Origin of the sequence: Amycolatopsis sp. WAC 04197 (assembly GCF_003947475.1) — a bacterium.
In the GTDB taxonomy this organism is placed as follows: Bacteria; Actinomycetota; Actinomycetes; order Mycobacteriales; family Pseudonocardiaceae; genus Amycolatopsis; species Amycolatopsis japonica.
In genome coordinates this window covers 198,991-221,026 of the sequence record NZ_QHJK01000012.1, presented here as the reverse complement: position 1 = coordinate 221,026, position 22,036 = coordinate 198,991, and the positions used below count along the sequence as shown (strand labels likewise).

Below are 22,036 nucleotides of genomic sequence, written 5' to 3'. Positions count from 1 at the left end.
AAATGAGCGACTTGATCACCTATGATTACGACGTCATCGACCAGTGCCTGACGATGATGAAGAACAAGGCTTTGGAAATCGAAGGCCAGACGACCGACCTCGAGAACGATGTCAAGCGCATCATGGTGGGCTGGATGGGATCGACCGCCGAAGCCTACGACGCGAAATGCCAGCGCATGAAGGGCAACCTGATCACCAGCCGGGAACAGCTGGACTCGCTCCGCTCCGCTTTGCAGGCAGGCGCCCAGGGCATGCAGGAGCAGGACGCGCGGGGCGCGCGCGGGCTCTGATGACGCCGCGGCCGGTCCGGCGGTGCGTCCGAGCGGACGTACCGCCGGAAGCGGCACACTTCCTCTTCTCGCCTGAAAGGAGCTGATCATGAGCACCAACTTCGACGCCGAGGCGATCAAGGCTTCGGCCGGAAAACTCGGCACGATCATGGACGACATGAGCGCGTTCCAAGCGCTCAAGGAACACTGGCCGAACGCCGGGAAGTTCGAGACAGCGGTGTGGCTCGAGCAGATCGTGGACGATCGTCGTAATGGCATCGTCGCGCACGGCGAACATCTTCAGACCGTCCTCAACGACCTTCGCGCGACTCTCACCTCCATCGCCGACGGTTTCGAGAGCACCGACGACGAGAACGCCAAAGCGATCCTGAAAAGCATTCAGGGGCTCGAAGCGAAGATCTCCGGCGATATCGCCCAGTACGACCAGCAGACCGAAGCCGTTCAGCAGAACACCGCCGGCCAGGCCACGCCCGACGATGGCGACGGCTACAACGATCCGGCTCAAAGCCAGTCCGTGTAACGCCCCTCGACGCGCGCCGCGCTCGGGTGCGACCAGCTGACACCGCCTGAAGGAATCCTGTCATGTCCGATGCACCCGCGACAATTCTCGACGGAGCGAAATTCACTCGGTCGGCGCCCGCGTTCGATCCGAGCAGGTACGTCAACCTGACGGAGATCACCAAGGCCGTCCACGATCTGACGCACAACAGCGACGATGCCCACGCGAGCCTGGCGCACTCGTCCGCAGCTGAGCGGTTCTACGCGATGGAAACCGCGATGAACAACGTGGTGCAGCGCATCGGTGAGGTCAACGAGGCGGTTGCCGCCGAGCTGAAGGCGCTCCGGGACAGTCTCGTCGGAGAGGCGGGTGACGCGCTCCAGTCCTATGGGACCGCGATCCTCAAACAAAGCGAGGATCTCTACAGCACCCTGAGCGGTGGCCAGTACGGAACCGCGGTCGGGAACATCGGACACGCCATCCAGGCGTTCGCGGCAGGCTGGTGGCAGATCCACGCCCAAATGGACGACGATCAAGCCGCCGCCAAGAAGATTCTCGAGAACGAGGCCTCACGCTACATTCAGGAATCCACGACTCAGCAACAGGTCGACAGCGTGGCGCCGTGGCTGAAAAAAGAGCTGGACAGCATGTATGACCAGGCCGCCACTGAACGTCTCAAGCGGCTGCGGGAAGCTCTCGGGGCATTGGTCAACCAGTACCAGAACCGCGGGAACGATCTCGCCCCGATTCAGATCATCAGCGGATTCGCCGATCCCGCCGCGGCGTCGGACGTGGCCCGGACCCCGCAGGAGCCTGTGGACCAGGCGCATGGCCTGGATTCGCTGCCGGCCGATGGTGAACTGGACCGCCTTCAGGACCCGCTGTCGGAACAGAAGGACTCCGCTCTAGGCGAGGAAGCGACTGAAGCGGACCTCCAGCAGCAAGAGGCGGCGACCGAAGGCGGGGCCGGCACCGGCGCGGCCGGCTCGGCTACGGATCCGGCCTTGGAACAGGCCAAACAACAGGCGGCGGACGCCGCCGGCGCGCTCACCGACGCCGGTGCGCAGGCGGGAACCGACACCCCGGCCGAGGACACGGCCACACCGGCCGAAGGCACGGCCACACCGGCCGAAGGCACGGCCACACCGGCCGAAGGCAGTGGCTCGGCGGGCACCCCCGCTACGGCCCCTGCCACGGATCCCGCGGCGGAACAGGCATTGCAGGACGCGAAGCAGGCCGCCAACGACGCCATCAACGGCCTCACCTCTCCTGCGAGCACCGGCACCGAAGGCAGTGCCGGAACCGGCGGGGGAGCCGCTCCGGGTTCGGAGGGCAGCGGCGCGGTCCCGGCGGGAGGTGTCGGCGGTGGAGTGCCCTCTGCTCAGCAGTCGGCCGCGGACGCCAAACGCAAGCAGGCACTCGACGATGCGAAGAAGGCCGCGAACGACGCCATCGACAGCCTGACCGGACAACCGGCCACCGAATCCAGCGGGCCCGCCGGTGGCGGAGCCGGATCGTCCGGCGACCCGGCCGGGGCGGCGAAAGACGCGGCGGGGCAGGCGATCGACGATCTCGCGAGCAGCTCACCGGAGCAGCAACAGGCGCTTGACCAGGCTAAACAGGCGGCGCAGCAGGCCATCGACGACCTCACCGCCGGCGGCGTCACTGATCCCGCACAGCTTGCTGAGGGAGCGTCCGAAGCCATCGACAAGCTGGGGGCGCAAACCGAAGACCCGGCGACGCAGGAAGCTCTCGCGAACGCCAAGCAAGCCGCGCTGGATGCCATCAACGGCGACCCCGCCGCGGACACCCCGCGTCAAGCGGCGCTGGACGACGCGAAATCCGCTGTGCACGAGGCGATCGATTCACTCGACCAACCTGATTCGACACCCGAGGAGAAGCAGGCGTACGCCGACGCCAAGGCCGCTGTCGACAAGGCGATCGACGGCCTCGCCGACTCGGATCCGCTGGCGGACTTCCTCGGCGGTGACCAGACGGCACAGGCGGCCACGTCACCTGCGCCGTTGGGCAGCGGCGTCGGTGCGGGCTCCCTCGACCTCGGTGGTTCGGGCGGCGGTGTCGGTGGTTCGGGTGGCGGCGCCGGCGGCTCGGTCGCCCTCCCCGCGGCGGCCGGCTCGGCCGCGCTCGGCCAGTTCGACACCCAGCCCGCGCAGGCCGCGGTGCTCCCGGCCGCGGCGGTGCCCGCGGGGACGGCGATGCCGGCGATCGACCCCAACCTGGCGGCCCAGGGTGGTATGCCGATGGGCGGGATGCCCATGGGCGGCGCCCCGATGGGCGCCGGCGGTATGGGCGGCGGCGCGAACGGGGAACAGCGGGAGCGCGAGCCGCAGATCTGGCTCCAGGCCGAAGAGGGCTCGTGGGGCGATCAGGACGGACCGCAGCACCGTCCGGTGCTGGGGAGGGACTGAGTCATGACCCAGCCCGCACCCCCCGTCGACGACCCGGCACTGGCGGGTCTCACCTTCGATCAGCTTGCCCAGCTGGTAGAAGGCGAGAGCCCCGACGCGCTGTACCGGCAGGCGGCCGCCTTCGACGGTGCTCTCTTGCGGATGCACGACCTCCAGGCCGAGATCCTGCGCGAGAGCAGGCAGATGAGCGAGCTCTGGGACGGTCAGATCGCCGAAGCTTTCGACTCCTTCGCCGCTGAGCTGACCGGTGGCGTCGACAAGATCATCCAGACGATGGAGAACCCGGGCCATGGAGCCCTGCTTCGCCGTGCCGGTGAAGCGCTCACGCTGGCACAGCAGCGTTTTCGGGAACTGAGGGCACAACCCGGGCATGAGGCGGACAATCGGCCCGCCCTCCAGATCATGCACGATCTTTCGGTCGCCTACCAAGAGGCGGGCGGGGCGATGACGACGTCGCCGGACTTCGTCCGTCGCTTGCCTGGTGCGGTGGCCGATCAGCAGGGTGCGACGGGTGGTGGTGCCGCGACAGGCGGCGCGTCACCCGTGCTCGCGACGACCGGTCCCATGACCGGCGCGGCGACGGCGGGGCCGGCACACGGAGACTGGGCGGTTCCCGGTGCCGGCTCCGCCCTCGGTGTCGCCGCGATGACCGCGGGACCGGCGGCGCCGGTGGCCGGTGGAACCACGGCCGGTGGCGTCGGGGGCGGCGTCGGCGCTCACGGCGACAGAAACCCAGGCGTGTTGGGCCGTTCCGCGCCCATGGCCGCGCAGGCCGCACCTCAGCTCTCCGGAAGGGCCGAGAGCGTCGCGGGCCCGGCGGGAGGCGGTTTATTCGGCGCGTTGGGCCGAGGCCGATCCGACAAGAGGCGTGAACGCGAAAAGAGGACCTTCGCCGTATCGCAGGAAGGCACCGCGTCACCGCAGGACGCCGTCGAGGACGCGCGGCGAAGGGCCGCCGGTGTGAGCACTACGTCTTCGGTACCCGACGCCGTCGGTATGAGGTCGTTCGCGCCGGTGGACACCGACGTGATTCCCGCTGTCGCCACCACCGCCTCGCCTGTCCAGGTCGGCGTACCCGGTGTGGCGTCGGCGAGCACAGCGGCATCTGTGAGCACAGGGGCATCGGCTAGCCCGACGGCATCGGCGAGCACACCGGCAGGAGTGCCGGTCCCGGCCTCGGGACCGGCTCAGCCGTTCTCCGCCGGCCCTGTTTCGGGGTCGTCGGGTAGCGGCGCGGCACCTTTGTCCTTGTCTTCCGGGAGTGTTCCGTCAGGGGGTGGGCCCTCGTTGCCCGTCGGGCCGGTATCCGCCGGTGGCGGAACTCCGGCGGTGCCGCCGGTCAGCCGGCTCGACTCGGCTTTGCCGGGCCCACCAGCACCCTTGCTCACGGGCGCGCCGAGCTCGGCCGCCGCCGCTGGAGCCGGTGCGCCCATGATGCCGATGGGAATGATGGGGCGTGGGATGGGAGCCGAAACCGGTGCCGAAGGACGAGATCCGGACGTCCCGATCGGCGCGGGACCCGAAGTCTGGGATTCCGGGGCCGGGGCCGCGGTACTGGGACGGCGGCCCCGCCAGGAAGCTCAAGAGAGCCCGGAAGACCTCATGAACACGAATGATCTGCTGCTGCCCGGATGGGCGAACTCCGGCCGCATCGATGGACGAAAGAGCTGAATGACATGAACGATTGGACCTCACCGGGCGATTCTGACCGGATGCTGGAAAAGGCATTGGCCGATCTTAATGCCGAGCGAGAGAAGCTCACCGAGCTGAGCCGGGTGTGGAAAGAGGAAACCACCACCGTCAAGGCGAAAGACCAGTCGCTGTCGATGACCTTCGACGGCCGGGGCGATTTGGTGGACCTCGTCTTCAACGAATCCAAGTATCGCGCCATGCCACCCGCTCAGCTGGCCAGCGTCATTCTCGAGACGTTGCGCAACGGACGCGCGAAAAGCCTGGAACGCATGAACGAGATCATGGGGCTGGGCGAGTCGAAGGGCGGTCTCGATCTCGCCGCCTTCGCCGCGGGCGAGCTGGACGCCGAACAGATCATGGAGTCGTTGATGGGACCGATGTACGAGAAAATGGACGAATTCGGTGTCGAAATGCCCGGTCGGCATGAGACGCCGCGTCACAAGGAGTGATCATGGCTGACCGATTCCAGCTGGACCCCGAGGCACTGGAGCGAGTGAACGGTGACCTCGCGGCGGCCACCGCGCGATTCAAGGAAGCGCTTCGCGACCTGGGCGGCAAACTCGCCGAACACTACGGTTGCTGGGGCGAGGACGAGGCGGGCAAAGCGTTCGCGAAGAACTACGTCCCGATGGCCCAGGAGACCAACGCGGGTGCGCATAGCACCGCCGACGGCGTCGACAGTACCTGCGGGAGCTTGCGCGACGCGTCGAACCAGTTCGTCGGCCTGGACGAGGAAGCCGCTCGTGCACTGGACAGGAGCATGGGGGAGCAGTTCGCCGAAGGTAAGTAGCGTATCGAAGCCATTACGGGCCGCCCCATCGATCGGCGATGGGGCGGCCCTTTGCCGGGGGCTCGACGGGCGGGTGCCGGGATATCCGAGGGGGATTTCCCGGTACCCGCCCACAGGGCGTTCACGGGGGAAAGTCCCCAATTGGGGGATGGTGGGCCGAGAGAGGGGGTGCGCGCGCGGACGGCACGTGGTCCTCTGAGGTTGAATCGGTTCGGTATGTCGGTGAAAGGGTGTGGTGATGGTGGTCGTGGGCGAGGATACGGCGCAGGTGACCGCGGAGCCGGAGTCGGAACAGTGGTTGCTGCTGCTGGATCCCGCGTGGAGCCCGTCGGAAGAGGAGCAGGAGCCACCGATCGAAGCGGTGGTGGGCATGTGGCCGGTGCTCGAAGAGAACAAGATGGGGAAGTTCCGCGGTAATCCGGACTACCGGCCGACGGACGAGAACTCGCCCGCCGATCCGCTGGACGCGGTGCTGCGGTTGATGATCGACGGCTCGGCGGAGACCGAGCAGCTGCAGGCGATGCTGTGCGGGTCGCTGATGGACGTCGCGATGAACGGTGACGGCCGGCCGCTGGTGACGATGTCACCGGACGAGATCCGCTGCGTGGTGGTGGCGACGGCGGGCTCGTACCGCGAACTGGTCGTATCACCGAGCTGGCTGCGGACTGACTTGGCGGGGCTGATCGAGTTGCTGGACGACCAGTACGACGTGTTGTTCAATCCGGGTGCTCCGGCGTCGGTCCGGCTGACCGGTGATTTCCTGCGGTCGACCGGGGAGTTGTCGGAGGATGAGCTGGAGGAGATCCAGCAGGCTTTCCGGGAGCGGGCCCAGGTTCAGGTGGTGTCGGGTGACGCGGGTACTCCGGCCGAAACCGAAACCCCGGCCGAAACCGAAACCCCGGCCGAAACCGAAACCACGGCCGAAGCCCGGACCGCGACCGTGACCGAAGCCGGTGGCCGAGAGTCCTGAGGGGTTCTCTTGCGGAGTAAGGCACAGGTGTCGTGTTCGGGTGGAGTGTCCGTGAATGCCTCCTTCCCTACGCTCAAGGTCAGGGTCTCGGCAAAGTCGCTGGAACGCCGGCAGTTGGGCTCTTGATGATTCGAACGGGTCCTCCGAACAGGGCAGACGACCGAGGATCCGGACCGGCGGTGTCCACACAGGACGCCAGGCGACCGACGAATGTCCGCTGATCCCTATATGCGCGGTTTCCCCCTGTGGGGCGTGAGTGGTAAGGACGGTTATTGACCCGTAAGGCAGATGTGGTGTGCTCGAGCGCTTGCTGGAGGACGGCTTCGGTGTCGCGAAAGCCACTTTCGGGACATCAGGCGTCGCGAAAGCCACTCTCGCGACGTGTCCGAGCCTTCCAGCGCCCACAAGGACCGCACCACCTGAGGCGAAGGGGACTTTCCGCGCGTGCGATGAGGGGAAAGCTCCCTTTCGCCTCGCCGAGCGCTCCGGACTCGCCACCCGACAGAAAACCTTTCCCCTACGGCTCATTACTACTCACGACCCCTCCCACAACGCCCGAATCGGGCGAAGCCGCCCTAGCAGTGTCCTCTATGGACAGTCGTCAGAGTGTCAAGCCTCTTCGTCACCCGCTTGGCCAGCGGGTAGACGACTTTGCCGAGACCCTGACGCTCAAGGTAGTGAAGGAGGCCTTCACAGACACCCGAACGCACCGTGGCCCCAGAAACACCAGTATTCACAGCGAGGCCGCGTGAAGGGCCCCTTCCCTGCGCTGGACACCAGGAAGGAGGCCATCACGTACTTCAGGCAGCAAAGATGACGGCAGGCTCCCGACGCAGAGAAGCGTGGCCACCCCACGCTTTGCCCTACCCTTCAATAACTCTCCATTCAGCGGCAGAGAGTGTCCCCTGCGAACACGGGAGCGACTGGTGCTCGCCGACAGGTCCAGAACTACGCCGCGAAGGCCGCCTCTCAGCCTTGCAGCCAGCGAAGGACTCCTCTATCGCAGAGGTTCACGGATTTCACGACCAGAATGCCCCTGGGCAGCTTCAGCAGGCGCGCATTTCACGCGTTCCGGCGCTGAACTCGCACCCTTCCTGCTCCGGCGAGAACCTGCCCGCGTTCTCGCCTCGCCGTGATTTCCGGAGTGCCTGAGGGACGGCGGGATCGGATTCGGCCGTGGCCGAACCCGGAATTCCGGACCAGAGGGGCCGGGTAAGGATCGGCAGACCGGTGGACGACGTGGGACACGGCTTGCGCCGCCTGTCTGACGAGGCCGGGCGCGAGACGACCGTCCGAGCGGGATCCGCCGGCTTTACCCCGGCGGGCACTTCGCTCTCGAGCCCCTTCAAGACGGTCGCCCGCACCCAGGGCTGCGAGAACGCGAGCTTGCTGCCCGCTTCGACGATTAAACCGGCGTCCATCGCCTCGGCGAGTGCCGGAACGAGGTGCGAAGCCGGCTTGCCCAGTGCCTCGGCCACCGAGCCGAAGTCGAACTCCTGGCCGTACATCGCGGCCTGCCGGAGCAGCTCCCGCGTGTCGTCGGCGAGCTCGCGGACCACGCGGACGGTCGCTCCGGCGTCCGGTTCGGCCGGTGCGGGCACTGGGGTCCCAGGTGCCACCTCCGCGAGCCCGTCGACCACGATCAGCGTCGAATCCGCCAGCAAGGCCGCGGCCAGTTCGCGGAGCCTGCGCGGATTACCCGCCGCTCCGGCGGCGAGACGTCGCAACGTGATGCCTGGGCGCGCGCCGACCAGTTCGCCGAGGAGGTCGTTCGCCTCGGATTCCGCGAGGGCCGTCACCCGGATCACGTCGTCGACACGATGCGCCACCGTTTCCCGCAGCCGGGTGACGGCGTCCCGCCCCGAGACCGGCCGGGTCACCGCGATGGTCAGCAGGGGCAGCCGCCGGCTCGCCGCGGCGAGCCGGTGCCACAAGCGCAGCGTGGCTTGGTCCGCGAGCTGGATGTCATCGATGACGAGCACGAGCCGGGCGTGGGCGCACAGCTCGTCGACGCGATCCAGCAGCTGCTCCACGGCCGCTTCCGGGGGATGATCCGACAGGGCTTCGGCGGAGACGCCCAAGGCACTTGCGACCCGCTGAAGCGGCTGCTGGGCACCGGGTTCGCCCAAGGCCGCCCACACGAGGTGGCAGGGAAACCGGTCGAGCCCGTCGAGGCCGGCGGAAAGCAGCTCCGTTTTGCCGATCCCGGGCTCGCCTTCCAGCCAGGCCGCGGCGCCCTGACCCTCGCGGAGCACGCGCACCAGCCTGTGCAGAGAGGCGATCTCGGTTCGGCGGCCGTGCAGGCGAGGTGTCCGGGCGGACGGTTGCGGCCATACGCGCACCAGCGGTGCGGGCCGCCGCTCCTGTTCACGCGCGGAGTGGACGGGCTCGCCGTCGAGGATCCGGTGATAGGCCCACATCAGATCCAGTCCCGGATTGACCCCGAGCTCCGTGCGCAGCGTCCTGCGTGCCTGATGGAAGGTCTCGAGGGCTTCGCTCGTGCGGCCGTTGCGATGCAGGGCGACCATCAGCGATTGCCACAACGGCTCGCGAAGCGGGTGTTCCCGGACCGCGGCGCTCAGCTCCGGGACGAGGTCCGCGCAGGCCGCGGTGTCCACGGCGGCGGCCGCCCGCTCCTCTATGGCGGTCAGCCGGCGATCCGCCAGCCGTTCGCGGTGCGTCTCCGCGCAGGGGCCCGGTAGTCCGGCCAGGGCCTCACCACGCCACAGCGCGAGCGCTTCGTCGAACTTCGCGACCGCTGCTTCGGGATCCCCCGCGCGAGCCGCCGACCTGCCCCCTTCGAGGGCGCGGTCGAACTCGTCGGCGTCCAGCGAACCAGGGGCGAGCGCCAGCCGGTAGCCATGAGGGCCCGACACCAGCGGGCCGTCGGTGGACCAGCGAGCGCGTCCGGGGTCGAGCACCCTGCGGAGCCCGGAAACGTAGGTGTGCACGCTGCCTGCGGCGCTGGCCGGCGCGTTTTCACCCCATACGCCATAGATCAGCTCGGTCCGGCTGATCGGCCGGACCGTCGCCTGAAGAGCCAGAACCGTGAAAACGGCCTGCTGCCGCGCCTGCCCGAGATCGAGCTCGACGTCACCTCGCCGGACCCTCAGCGGTCCGAGCAGGTCTACCCGCAGGTCGTGCTGTGTCATGACCGGGCCCGCTGATCAGGTACGGCACCCAAGCCGAGGGCCGGCTGGGCCTCGACACGGCCGGAGAGGCCTATACCGAGTCGCATGGCGGCCTCCTCCTCACGTTGGTCGGTCTCCGTTCGCTGCCTGCGTGCCGCCGGAGCGGGCCGGAGAAACAGCCGATGGGACTTTTTACCTCGTGAGGGGCTTGCCGAGGGGGGCGCGGACCCTCCAGCGCCGAACTGTGTGGTCGAACCACAGGGTTCGCGTCAGGGAGGCGTGCGGTACGGGTCCGCGGGCCTCGGGTGCCTACCTGGCGGTACTGGCGATGAAATGCAGTTTTGGCAGCGAGAGGCCGTTCTCGTCAACCGTGCTGTGCGGTCACTTGTTGTGGCTGTCGGGTGACTTCGCCGGACTGTCGGCAGCGCGGCGTTCGACCGAGCCCAGCCGGTTCGCCAAGGACAGCCGATCGCCGCGATAGAGGGTGCGCACCTGTTCGAACGGCTCGCCGGCGGTGTCCCAGGCCGTCCGGTTGACCACGAGAGCCGGCAGGGCGGCGAGCGTGCCCAACAGGGTCGCTTCCCGTGGGCTCACATGCACGGTCTCAGTGCGCTGGTCGGCACCGCCCTGCTGGACGCCGAACCGGCTCCGCAACTCGTCGTGCAAGGACCGATGCCGGGCAGGGCAGCCGGTGAACCCGCGGAATCGCGCTGCCGGGAGGTACGCGGACTCGATCGCCAGGACCTCGTCACCCGAGCCGCGAACGCATTCGAAGTGGAGTACTTCGTCGTCCCGGTGGACTCCCAGCTCTCGGGCGAGTTCACAGCCCGCTTGCCGGCGCTCGAACATCGTCCACGTCCGGTCGGTCAAGATGTCCTGTCCGGGCTGGGTGGTCGAGCACAGAGGCTGGATGATCTTCGGGCGTCCGACGACGAAACTTCCGCGACCCTGCTGCGAGTCGACCCACCCTTCGAGCACCAGGTGCAGCACCGCCTGGCGAAGGGTGGCGCGTGCCACGCCCAGCCGTGCGCACAGGACACGTTCCGACGGAAGGGCGGCACCTTCATCCAGTCTTTCGCGCAGCGCGAGAATCTGCCGTTTCGCTCGGTAGTAGCGGGGAACCTGGCCGTTGTCGGGGATGCCACCGCGGGCCGGACCGGACGTCGAACCTCTACCCGTGCAGCACGGTTGTCCACAGCGAGATTTCACGATAGCCGACCTTAACGCTTCGTCGTATTCCTCTGCCGTGACTCTCTGTCGGAAGGTGTTTTCGTAGTCCTACTTCGGCACCTTTGGCCGCTGACGTCCTTCGAATGGCCCAGCGAAGACCTTTGCAGACTTCGATGACGGGGTGTGCTGCCGAGGGAATACCCCATCATTCGGGAGAAATCCCCTTTCGGGTCGAGAACAACGCCGATTCCTTGGTATCAGGACAACTTCTGGATGCTCGTTTTCCGGCGGCCATGGCAGAGGGTGAGTACGGGAGATGTCTGGTGGTTCGGTGCGGTTGCCGCCTGAGTTGCAGAAGTTCTTTTTGGTGACGTTGGGGATGTCGTGGCCTGAGGGCAACGATGTGTCGTTGTCGGAGTTGGAGCGGGCGTGGGGCGAGTTCGAGGTGGCGTTGGGGGAGTTTCGGGTGGCGTTGGCTGCGGGTGGTGGTGGGGTGGATGCGGCGTTGGCAGGGGAGACGGGCGAGTATTTCGGGTCGTTTTTGGGGCGGGAGATGCCGGCGGGGGTGGAGGGGTTGGAGGAGTCGGCGCGGGGGTTGGCGCGGATGGCGCAGACGGCGTCGGCGGATGTGGTGAAGGCGAAGGTGATGATGGTCGCGATGGCGGCGATGGCGTTGGCGACGGTGGTGTCGTTGCTGGCGTCGTTGGTGTTTTCGTTTATGGCGGGGGCGGCGATTTTGTCGGCGCGGGCGGCGTTGATGGCGGTGTGGCATGGGTTGGTGGCGAGTATGCGGCGGTTGGCGGCGTTGTCGGCGAAGCAGTTGGCGTTGAAGGCTGGGGCGGGGTTGGGGGTTGTGGGGTGGCAGGCGGTGAAGTTCGGTGCGGCGGGTGCGGGGATCATGGGTGGTTGGGATTTGTCGATTCAGGCGGGTCAGGTGGGGGCGGGGAAGCGGGCGGAGCTGGATGGGAAGTCTCTGATGGGGTCGTTTGTGGGTGGTTTTTTGGGGGGTGCGTTCGCGGGGGTTTTTCATGCGGGTGCGGTGTGGGTGCGGGGGGGGCGCAGCAGGGTGGGAAGGAGGCTGCGGAGAAGCTTGCGGTGGAGGCGGCGCGGGCGGCGGCGGTGAAGGAGGCCGGCGAGGTGGTGGCACGGGGGGTGGCGGGCAAGACCGATGTTGTCGCGGTGGCGGGGGCAGAGAAGGCACCGGATGTGGCGGTGACGGCTGGGGCGGAGAAGGCACCGGATGCCGGTGTCGCGGCTGGGGGCGAGAAGGCTCCGGATGCTGCGGCTGGGGATGCGGGGAAGGTGGTGGAGGCACCGAAGCGGGTGTTTCCGGGGGTGGTCGAGGCACTGGGGCATCTGGGGTATGGGTCTGGTCAGGTCGCGGTGGTGTTCATTACCGCACCTTTGATCAATTTGGTGACGGGGTCGCCGCATGCGAGTCCGTGGTTGGGGATGCTGGGGGCGTTGTCCGGGTTCGGTGGTGGCCGTTCCGGGGGCACCTCGGGCAGTACGTCCACGGGGTCGTTGGATGCGTTGATGGCCGCGTTGGATCACCTTCCGCAGGCGCCGCAGCCGACCATCCCGGACGTTACCGGCACCGACATCAAAACCGACGTCAAGACCGGCGGTGTGGCCGCCGGGAGCGCTGCTGCGGGGGAGATCCCCGCCGAGCCGCCACCGTCGTATGCCGACACCATCGCAGCCGACCACCAAGCAGCCACCGCCACCCTCTTCACCCCCGAACCGGTCGATGCGGGCCACAACGCATCACGGCCCGAGGAAGGGAACATCGACACGTCGTCGGTGGGGCCGGAACACGCCGAGGCACAGTCCGCCCCGGTCGAAGCGGTACGCACGCCGGCAGAGGGGACGCTAGCCGTGACGCCCTCGGAGGCGACGCGGCCCACGACGGCGCGGTACGAGGGACGTGCCCGGGTAACGCTCGAAACGCGGCTGACGGACGACGGAATTCTCTCTGGAACCGGAAAGACTTCCCTTGAACTCATGATCGACGGCTTCGTCGACGCCGCGGTACAGGCCCGGACAGGCGCCTTGCCGCGGGTGCAGGCCGCGGTCTTCGTCGCGCCGGAGTCCTCCACCGGTACAGCCGGCCTGAACGCTCTGGTCGAATCGAGGGTCAGGTCACGGCTGGACGAGTTCCCGGAAGAAGCGGTGCCGGTACCGGCCGAGCACTTGCTGGCGCGGGTGTCCATCGAGGCGATCGTCCGTCCTGCCGGCGACGCGCAGGTCGGGGTCGTCCAGGTTCGGGTGGACGGGCAACGTGCCTCGTCCGGTCTCTATGGGCCGGAGGTCTACTCCGATCCGGGGAATCCGCTGCCGGCGTACCGGGAGGACGTCGAAAGGGCGCGCGCGGAACTCGCCGAACTGAACCCGGATCACGCCGTGCTTGCCCAGGCGCGCGAGATCATGAACCGGTATCACCAGCCGCCGCGGGTGTTCATCGAACAGGACCCGCCACGGGTACACCAGGCCCACCGCGAGCGTCATCAGGCCGCGACCTACCTGGTCGCGGCCGAGTTGACCCGGCCGGGTCAACTCCACACAGGCGAAGCCGCCGACGCACGGGCGCGAAGCCTGGTCGACCCGGTGGGCTGGCCGAGGGAGAACCGGATCCTGGGCGGCGCGCCACGCGAGGATGACGCCGTCGCCGCTTTCTCGGCGGACTCGTCCTCGGGTACCGAACCCTCGCACCGGGTTCCCTTGGCCGGACGGCTGCCGGATTACCAGACGCTGCACGCGTTCTGGGAGCGGATTGAGGCTGATGGCGGGCAGGTGTTGTCCAGCGCCGACGAATCGGCTTTGGTCCGAGCCGGGTTTTCGGGTGAGCGCCCGGTGTTCCTCGTCGATCAGCTCGACGTGTTGATGGCGGATCCCGGTGCCGCGCCGACCGAGATGGGCCTGGCGACGTTCGGTGAGTGGGTCGCGGAAAGGACTCTCACCGCACCAGCGTCCCTGTTGCCCACGGAACTGGTGTCCCAGGATGGAGCCGGCAAAGGCAAGGCGGTCGCAGGGGACATCGTGGAAGGTCTGACCGGGCTCGCCGAACCGGTGCGGCTGGATCCCGTCGTCGTGCCGAATCTGTATGGCGAAGAGAACCTGATCGCCTTGGTCCCGCAGGGTTTGGACCGCGCCGGGCCGTACATGTGGCGTAACTCCAGTGCGCACTCCGCGCGGTTCATCCTGCGCGCGTCCGATGACGACCCCGTGGGCCAGATCGAGTTCGCCCCATGGGAGCGCATGGTCTCGGATCGCCGGCCTCATCCGCTCGTGCTTACTCTGTGGCCGCGCGGCAACGGCTTCCTCATCGGCGAAGAAACGCTCACTCCCGGAGAAACCGGACGGCGGCTTCACGAGAGCGACGCATTTCAGCGGTTCCTGCGAGAGCCGGTACGACGGCCCCTCGTCGTGCTCGGTTGGACGGAGGGTACGGAATCGAACGACATCGTCGGAGAATTCGTCAGCGTGCTCGATCAACGTATCGGCCCGGTACACGCGATCGGCTACCAGGGCCGTTTCGAGTTCTGGGAACACGGTTCCTTCGTTTTCCCTCCGGACGCGGTGTTCACGGAGACCTTTGGCGTGCGGCTGGACGACGTCCGGCACGTGACCGAGAACGAGGTCCTCGCCTTCCTGGAGACGGCGGATCGAGCCGAGGCCGACGAAGTGCTGGCCGCGGGCCGGGCGGCCACCGAGGCGTGGTTCGAGGCCCGGCCCGGCCCTGCGCCGGCCGTGGTGGTTCTTTCAGGCGACGACGCGGTCGTGCGTCTCGGCGGACGGTCGGACGAGATCAAGTATCCGGTCGGCGGCGAGGAGATCGTCCGGTTGTACCTCGCCGAGCCAGGGGTGAAGGCGAAGCTGACGGCTGATCCGGAGATGGCCGTCGTGATCGTGGGCGATTTCGGGACCGGTGAGGCCCGGCCGGGAAGTGTCCGCTTCGACGTGGGTAAGGCGCTGGCGCGGGAAGGCCTGTTCAACCCGGTGTACGCCACGACACGCGACACACCAGGTGATTTCCGGTTGGTATCGGGTCTGTTCGCGGACCGGATCAAAACGGAATCGATCGTCGGCCCGGCGGGAAACCCGGTCGCCGTGTTCGTCCGCTACGAAGGGGACGGTGTGGAACTGGCCCGGGTGCGCGCCTGGGCCGCCAGGGCGGATACGGCCGGCGTCCGGACGATCAGAGGACCCGATGGGCGCCGCGTCGAGGCCCCGTGGCAGAACGCCGTCCCTGTCCTCTTCAAGCCCGCAGGCAACGGGCAGGTCCACTTCCTGCGCTCCGACGACAACAGGGCTACCGGAGATCTCGGTCTGGGCCTTCGCGACAGCCGTCATCTACGCGAAGCCCTGGGCCGTAACGAGGACGCTTCTCTGACACCCTTGCTCATTCCACTCAGAGGGGCGTTCACCGAACTCGAGAAGTTCGCATCAGCCCTGGCCGAGGGCGGCTATTCACGGGACATCTTCGCGGCGAAGGGGCCGGTGAGATTCGCCGGAGGCCAAGCCATTCTCACCCGGCCGGGTTTCGATCACGTCGACGCGGCCGCCCCCGATCCCACACGACTGGTCAGTTACCCGTTGGTCGACACGAACTCGAGAATCCATGGCGCCTTCTTTCCCCGGTCCGCTGCCGACCTCGTCAACCAGTGGCGGATCGACGCACGATCCGGGTCCGTGCTGAGCCGGATCTACTTTTCCGAGAAACCCGGAGCGGAGGATTTCGGGGGTGAGGCCCATCTCATACCGGCCGATAAACCGGGTTGGCGCAGCGTCACGCACGGCAACGAGGCCGGAATCGCTGCCGCGCTGCCCACGGGGCGCCCCTATGAATTAGGCGATCAGGTCGTTCTCGAGGGAAACGCGGCAGGCGCGGCGCTCTTCGGGTCGTCGGTGTACCGGGCAGCGCAGCCAGATCCGGATCGACCCCATGTGCTTTTCGCGTGCGAGGGCGCCGGAGCGCCGGCGACGATCCGGGCGATCGAGTCGAGGTGGGGGAAGGGGCCGGTGATCGTCTCCACCGCCAAGGCCTACTACGGCTGGAACGGGGCCGGTATCCACGTGATGGACGACGGTCATCTCATCCGAGCCGACGCACCCCGGGCTTCACCGGTCCCGCTGTCCGACCTCGCGGCCGAGAGCATCCCGTCGAAGATGATCGAGCACGGCGCGGCGGGGCTGCCGATCGCGGTGCGGCACCTGGTACTTCGAGCGGTGCGGGCTTCGTCCTGGCGTCTGGCCAACGGTGGCGACCCGGCGACAATCCAGATTCTCGTGTACGGATCCGATGAAGCCGTCGACACGGCGTGGGCGAGAGAACTCGCGGCGGAAATGCGGGACGAAGCCGACGCCGAGGCGGTTCGGCTGGCCACCGAGTACGGCCTGCCGGATGTCAGCACGCGGTCGATGGAGATCTTCTTCGATCACGACGACACGGGACTGTACCCGCCGGTCGCTGAAGTCGACTTCCACCTGGCCGAGGGCAGCTTCGGTGCCGAGGCGCTCAGATCCGGTCTGCTGAGTTCGATCGAGGAGGCGTTCTCGGCTTTGGATCCGGCCGCCCGTGGTGACCGAGGAGCGGAAGCACCCTCCGGAACGGCACCTCGAAGTGTGAGTGCGGCGCGAAACGGCGCCGAAGAAGGACTTCTCAGCCCGGTGCGGTTCGCTCCGCCCGCACCGCTGGAGTCGATGCCGGCCCTTCGGGAATCGATCCCGGAATTCACCATGGTCGGCAAAGAGCCGGACGAAGTGGAGATGACCGTCACCGTCCGGACCGATTCCCATCAGCCCGCTTTCCCGACGCCACCGGCCGTCGCGCCGGAATCGATCGTGTCGATGGCGAACTTCTTCGGGGAGGAGACCTTGATCGCCATGCTCCCAGCCGCCGCCGACGGCTCTGCCATCAAGGCGAGTTGGGCGGGTTCCGGTGCTCAGTCCGAAATGGTCATCTCTCGTAAGTCCGGCCGGGCGGACAGTGTCGAACACGAAACGTCTCCATGGGCCGACACGATCGCTTATCAGGACCCCGGACCGCTGTATTTGACCTTGACCTCGGCAGACGGGGGTTTCCAGGTAGACGGCCATACCCTCACTGCTGCCGACACGGTGCACACGCTTCTGGACAACGAGGCGTTCCACCGGTTCCGGCAAGATCCGGTGCGCCGGGCGTTGGTCGTCCTCGTGCGTGACACCTCGAACGAGCCGCATTCCGTCTCCGTCAAGGACTTCCTCGGTGCGCTCCAGAACGAGATCGGCCCGGTGCGCACCTTCGACTACCAGGGCCCGTTCGAGTTCGGCCGCCGAGGGCTGCTCGAATTCCCCCGTGACGCGGTGTTCGGAGAGAGTTTCGGGGCGGCGCTCGGAGATGTGCGACATGGGGCTGACGGCGCTGTCCTCGCTTTCCTGGGCACCGGCGGACCGAGACAGGGCACGGAGGCCCTGGAGGCCGCCGCGGAGGTGGGCGCGGGCTGGGCACGCGCGGTGCCGGGCGGGCGGGTGGCGTCGGTGCTGTCGTTGCCGGGGGACGACAGCACGGTCGGCGTCGGCTGGGCGCGAGGCGACACCGAGTTCCGCATCGGGGGAGGGGAGGCCGCACGGCTGTATCTCCAGCAGCCCGGGGCCAGGGAGGCATTGGCCGGTGATCCGGAGCGCCCCCTCATCGTCGTCGGCGACTTCACAGACGCCGGTACCAAGCCGGGTTCCGTTCCCTTCGAAGTGAGTTCGGCGCTCGCGCGTGAAGGACTGTTCAATCCCGTTTACGCCACTTCCACCCTGTCTTCACCGGGCGACCGGGTATTCCACCTGGTGTCGGGGATGTTCGCGGACCGAGTCAGGATCGAATCGCTTCCCGATGCGGAAGGGAACCCGGCGGCTGTCTTCGTCCGGTACGCGGGGGACGAGGCGAAACTGGCGGAGGTACGCGAATGGGTCCGGCAACCGGGGGCACATGGAGTCCTGAGGGTGATCGGACCCGACGGCGCCCGGTTCGAACCGCCATGGCGCGGAAGCGCCGTGCCGATCTTCGTCAAGCCGGCGGCGGGGAACGAGGTCCGCCTCCAGCGCTCCGACGGCGCCCCCGCACAAGGCGCTCTCGGCCCTGCTCTCAGGGACAGTCAGGCTCTTCGTGCCGCACTCGGCCGTACCGGTGACGGCAGCGGGGCACCTCACGAAGAGCGTGCGCCGCTTGTGCTCGCCGTGGAGGGGACGGTGCGCGATCTCGCTGGGTTCGCGCGCGAGCTGGCGCAGGGAGGCTACTTCCGCGAGACGTACGCGCCACGCGGGCCCGTGGAACTACGCCCGGACGGCGGTCTCACGATCACCGAGGTCGCGTTCGACCGGGCCGACTCCGTCGAACCGGATCCCGCGCAGGTGGTCAGCTACCCCTTGCGAAACGCGGACTCGGGCACCTATGGCGTATTCTTTCCAGCCAACGCTTGGGATCTGACAACGCAATGGCGATTCGACGCCTCGGCCGACTCTGTGCGCAGTCGTATCTACTTTTCCAACAGGCCCGATCCCATCGTCACCGGCGACTGGTATCTGGCCCCCGGGGGTGACCCGGGATGGCGCACCGTCGTGCACGGCTCCGAGGGCGGCGTCCACATGGCTCTGGCGACAGGGCGTCGCCGCATCCTCGGGGATCAGGTCCTTCTCCGGAACAGCCAGGCGAGTGCCGCGTTGTTCGCCTCGGCCGTCTACCGGGCCGCGCGGCCTGATACCTCGAAGTCCTACCGTTTGATGGCTTGCGAGATCGCCCTCGCGAGAGAGCTCGTCGAAGCCGTCAAGGCCGATTGGGGTGAGGGCGCTGTCGTCGTTCCCACGGCTGTCGCCTACTTCGGGAACGGTCGTCGTACGCACATCGCCAGCAATGGCCACCTCGTCCGGGTGGACCGTCACGGGCAGGTTCCTGTGCGGCTCGCGCATCTGGCGGCGGAGCGGGTGGATTCGGTGACGATCAGGCTCCGGCAGGGGATGCGCGAGTTCCCGGATCTCCGGCTGGCGGCCGAGTTCGCCGCGCGCCCCACCGCCTGGCGGCTGGCCAACGGCGGGGAGCCCGCGACCATCGAGATCCGGATCCGAGGCGCGAAACCGGAGAACGGCGGCGCGTGGGCAGATGCTCTCCAGGATGTGGCACGGACCGCGTTCGACAGCGAGGCGGGCCGGCTGGCAAGGGAGTTCGAACTACCGGACGCGACCGGCAGGCTGGTGACCACCGTCGAGTTCGATGGCGGCGACGTCGGCGTCCCCAAGGCGGAGATCGAAGTCCGGCTCCCCGAAGGGGACTTCGGGCTTACCGCGCTGAAGAGCCTCAAGGAGAAAGCGGTGGTGCGAGCGTTCGCGGCCTTGGCCCCGCACGTTCCGGCGGATCCTGCTCCCGGCCCGCCACCGATCCCCGTCGAAGGCCGGCTTCTGGCCAATGCCGAAACCCGGCCGAATCTGCTCGATCTGAGCACGGATCCGGCGGTTTCGCAAATACTGCGTGACCGCTGGGGAAGCTCTTCCCATTTCGCTGAACGCCTCCTCGCGAGGCCGGTGTGGAATGAGCATGGGGAGGCCGACTACGCCGAAAGTCCCGCTCCGTGGGCGGAAACGCTGACCGACGGTAGTACGCCTGTCCGTTTTCTCGTGGTCGACGCCGTCGGATCGCCGTTGGACGCGGCGTGGCGGGTCGCCGGGAACGAGCAGTTCCGGACTTTGATGTCCGGCGCGGTGCGGCCACGGCTCGCCGTTTTGGCCGTGACCGGCTCCGGACCGGCGCCACCCCGCTTCGCGGAGCAGTTCACGCACTTCCTGGCGGAGCTGACCGGGCCGATGCAGAGCTATCGGTTCACGGGCCGGCTCGACCTCATCGAGGCTCATGGTGTCTTGGTCGCCGACCCGGGCGATTTCCGCATGGCGGACCACTTCTCGATCGAAGATCTTCAGCCATATGAGAACGGCACGGTGTTCGGGCTCCGGGCGCCAGGTGACGACGCACTGGTCCGGACCGCGCTCGCCGTGGCGCGGGCCCCCGAACAAGCGGACGCGATCGTGCTTTTCGCGGCGGGGCCGGCCACGGCGCATATCCGGGCCGGGCTGGCGGAACACCCGCAGGAGATCGAGCTGACTGGAGCGGAAGCAGGCCGGCTGTTGCTGGAGAAGCCGGACTCGCGGCTGCGAGAACTTCTCGGAGAGGGGCGGCGCGTCATGCTGCTCTCCGATGCGGGCGCCGAATGGGACAGCCACGGGGGTAAAGGTTTCGACCTCGTCGACGCCTTGCTTGCCGAGAACTTCACCAACGACGTCTACGCGCACACCGGTCCGGTGCCCGCTCCCGGTGAACCGCTGGAGCTCGTCGGCGTCTCGCACTGGCGGCACGGCGAGGTCAAGAAGGAAGTACTCACGGATGCGACGGGCCGGCCCGCCGCTCTGTTCGTTCGATATCCAGGTGACGCCGAACGCCTCCGTGAGGTCAGGGAATGGCTGGCCGGGAGTGACGCCGCCCAAAGCAGGTTCTTCGAGGGGCAGGATGGACACCGCGAAGCGATGCCGGGCCGCCCGGTTCCGGTGTTCCTGGGGGCGCGGTCGGCCGAGGAAATCGGTGCGATCCGGGACATCAACGCCGGCACGCCCGCGGTCTTGAGTTACGCGGACGTCTCCCGGGTGCTCCGGGACGACCCGGATCTGCGTACGCTGCTCGGCTTCCAGGGGAATGGCTACGCGGACCCCGCGAAGGAACGGTGGCTCATGCCGGTTTCCCTGGAGCATCCGCTCGCCGGCCTCAAAGCCTTTCACGAAGGCCTCGCCTCGGGTGGCTACTCGCGGTGGACGAGTACGCCCGAGGGCCAAGTGACCCTCGACGCCGACGGCGTACTCGGGGTCCGCAGCGGCCGGTTCGAAGCGTGGGAGCCGGTGAAACCCGGAACGGACAACGTATTCAGCTATACCTCGGAGAACCTCGACTCGGGTGCTCAAGGCCAGTTCTTTCCCTCGCGGGACTTCGACATCGTCAAGCAGTACTCGGCCGCTGTTCATCAGCATCCGGCGAGCGCCCGGTTCTATCTCTCCGAGATCACCGGCACGGACGGGTTGCCGAGCTGGCGGACGTTCTTGACGCCTTCGGCGACGGGCACTCCCTGGTACACCGATCTGCACGCGGTGGACGGTGACGAACTGCTGGTGGCGATGAAGACCGGCTATCCACACCGGCGTGGCGATGTGGTCACCCTGTCCGAGCCGGACACGATGGCCAGGGTGCTGTACGGCAACGCGACCTTCGACACCGCCAAACCCGCCGAGGTCGTCCTGCTCAGCTGCGCTGTCGCCGAAGGCCGCCCGGAAACCGGCAGTCTCGCCAAGATCCTGGACGAGACGCGGTTTCCCGGAACGCACAGACCGTCGGCCCTGATCGCGCCGACGGCGTTGACCGGTCGCGCGTTCGAAGTCGTGCCCGCCGTCGTGGACGGCGGGCATTTCGTGCGACTGGGAATGGAGGACACGGCACCTCTTCCGGTGGCCGACTTGGTACGTGCTGGGATCGATCCGGTGCCGGTCCCCGAGGCGGCCGATGGCGATCACTGGGCCGAGGTAAGGGAATTCGGCGTCAAGCTCGCCCGGGCCTTGGTGTGGCGGTCAGTGAAGGGAGTGCTTAAGGCGCCGGTGCGACTGTGGATCGACGGGTACGGCAGGGACGAACACGAAACCGGAAGCAGGATCGCCGAGACCGCGCAAGCGATGGAGCACGAGTTTCTCGCCGAGGGCGACCGGCTGCGGCGGCTCTACGGATTCGAGCCCGTGGACAGGCGCTTTCTCGACGTCACAGCCGTTCATCACCTGGAGGACACCACCTTTCCGAAGGGTGCGCCGAGGTCCGTGCTGACGGTGAACCTGCCGGACGTCGAACTCGGAGGAACCGCTCTGGCGAAATTCGAGCGGAGGCTGGCCGAATTGCATGCGGCCGGCGAAGCGCCTTCGTCGCTTCGCGAACTGGAAGAGATGGAGCGCGTGTTCGCGCCGCTGGCGAGGAAGGGCGACATACCGGCAGGCGTCGATTCGAAATTTTCCTGAACCG

10 protein-coding genes are annotated in these 22,036 nt (G+C 67.7%); 8 read left to right on the top strand and 2 right to left on the bottom strand.

Annotated features, from left to right (window positions below; translation table 11 throughout):
• Positions 1-2: 2 nt before the first annotated feature.
• The 7 genes from DMC64_RS37135 to DMC64_RS37105 all read left to right on the top strand — a co-directional run bounded on the left by DMC64_RS37135 (position 3) and on the right by DMC64_RS37105 (position 6,670).
• Entirely contained in the window at positions 3-290 is a 288-nt protein-coding gene (locus DMC64_RS37135) for a WXG100 family type VII secretion target (RefSeq protein ID WP_125737321.1), read from the top strand.
• Between the two features lie 88 nt (positions 291-378).
• A complete protein-coding gene (locus DMC64_RS37130) occupies positions 379-810 on the top strand; it encodes a hypothetical protein (protein WP_125737320.1) in 432 nt (143 codons plus the stop codon).
• A gap of 62 nt (positions 811-872) precedes the next feature.
• Positions 873-3,218, top strand: coding sequence for a hypothetical protein (locus DMC64_RS37125; protein WP_125737319.1), 2,346 nt, complete (start codon positions 873-875; stop codon positions 3,216-3,218).
• Between the two features lie 3 nt (positions 3,219-3,221).
• A complete protein-coding gene (locus tag DMC64_RS37120) occupies positions 3,222-4,889 on the top strand; it encodes a WXG100 family type VII secretion target (protein WP_125737318.1) in 1,668 nt (555 codons plus the stop codon).
• Positions 4,890-4,894: 5 nt separating this feature from the next.
• On the top strand, positions 4,895-5,359 hold the full coding sequence (locus DMC64_RS37115; RefSeq protein WP_125737317.1) for a YbaB/EbfC family nucleoid-associated protein: 465 nt from the start codon (positions 4,895-4,897) through the stop codon (positions 5,357-5,359).
• A 2-nt stretch (positions 5,360-5,361) separates the two neighbouring features.
• The gene (locus DMC64_RS37110) at positions 5,362-5,700 is read left to right on the top strand and encodes a hypothetical protein (RefSeq protein WP_125737316.1); all 339 of its coding nucleotides are present in this window, start codon (positions 5,362-5,364) and stop codon (positions 5,698-5,700) included.
• Positions 5,701-5,938: 238 nt separating this feature from the next.
• A complete protein-coding gene (locus tag DMC64_RS37105; RefSeq protein WP_199755215.1) occupies positions 5,939-6,670 on the top strand; it encodes a type VII secretion system-associated protein in 732 nt (243 codons plus the stop codon).
• 1,046 nt (positions 6,671-7,716) lie between these two features.
• Here the strand turns inward: DMC64_RS37105 and DMC64_RS37100 are convergent.
• Both DMC64_RS37100 and DMC64_RS37095 read right to left on the bottom strand, forming a co-directional pair.
• Positions 7,717-9,822 (bottom strand): BTAD domain-containing putative transcriptional regulator, encoded by a 2,106-nt coding sequence (locus tag DMC64_RS37100; protein ID WP_125737315.1) that lies wholly within the window; start codon positions 9,820-9,822, stop codon positions 7,717-7,719.
• A 360-nt stretch (positions 9,823-10,182) separates the two neighbouring features.
• Positions 10,183-11,010: a GntR family transcriptional regulator gene (locus DMC64_RS37095; protein ID WP_125737314.1), complete on the bottom strand. Its 828-nt coding sequence runs from the start codon at positions 11,008-11,010 to the stop codon at positions 10,183-10,185.
• A gap of 390 nt (positions 11,011-11,400) precedes the next feature.
• Here DMC64_RS37095 and DMC64_RS37090 point away from each other — a divergent pair, with 390 nt between their 5' ends.
• Entirely contained in the window at positions 11,401-22,032 is a 10,632-nt protein-coding gene (locus DMC64_RS37090; protein WP_125737313.1) for a hypothetical protein, read from the top strand.
• The last annotated feature ends 4 nt before the right edge of the window (positions 22,033-22,036 follow it).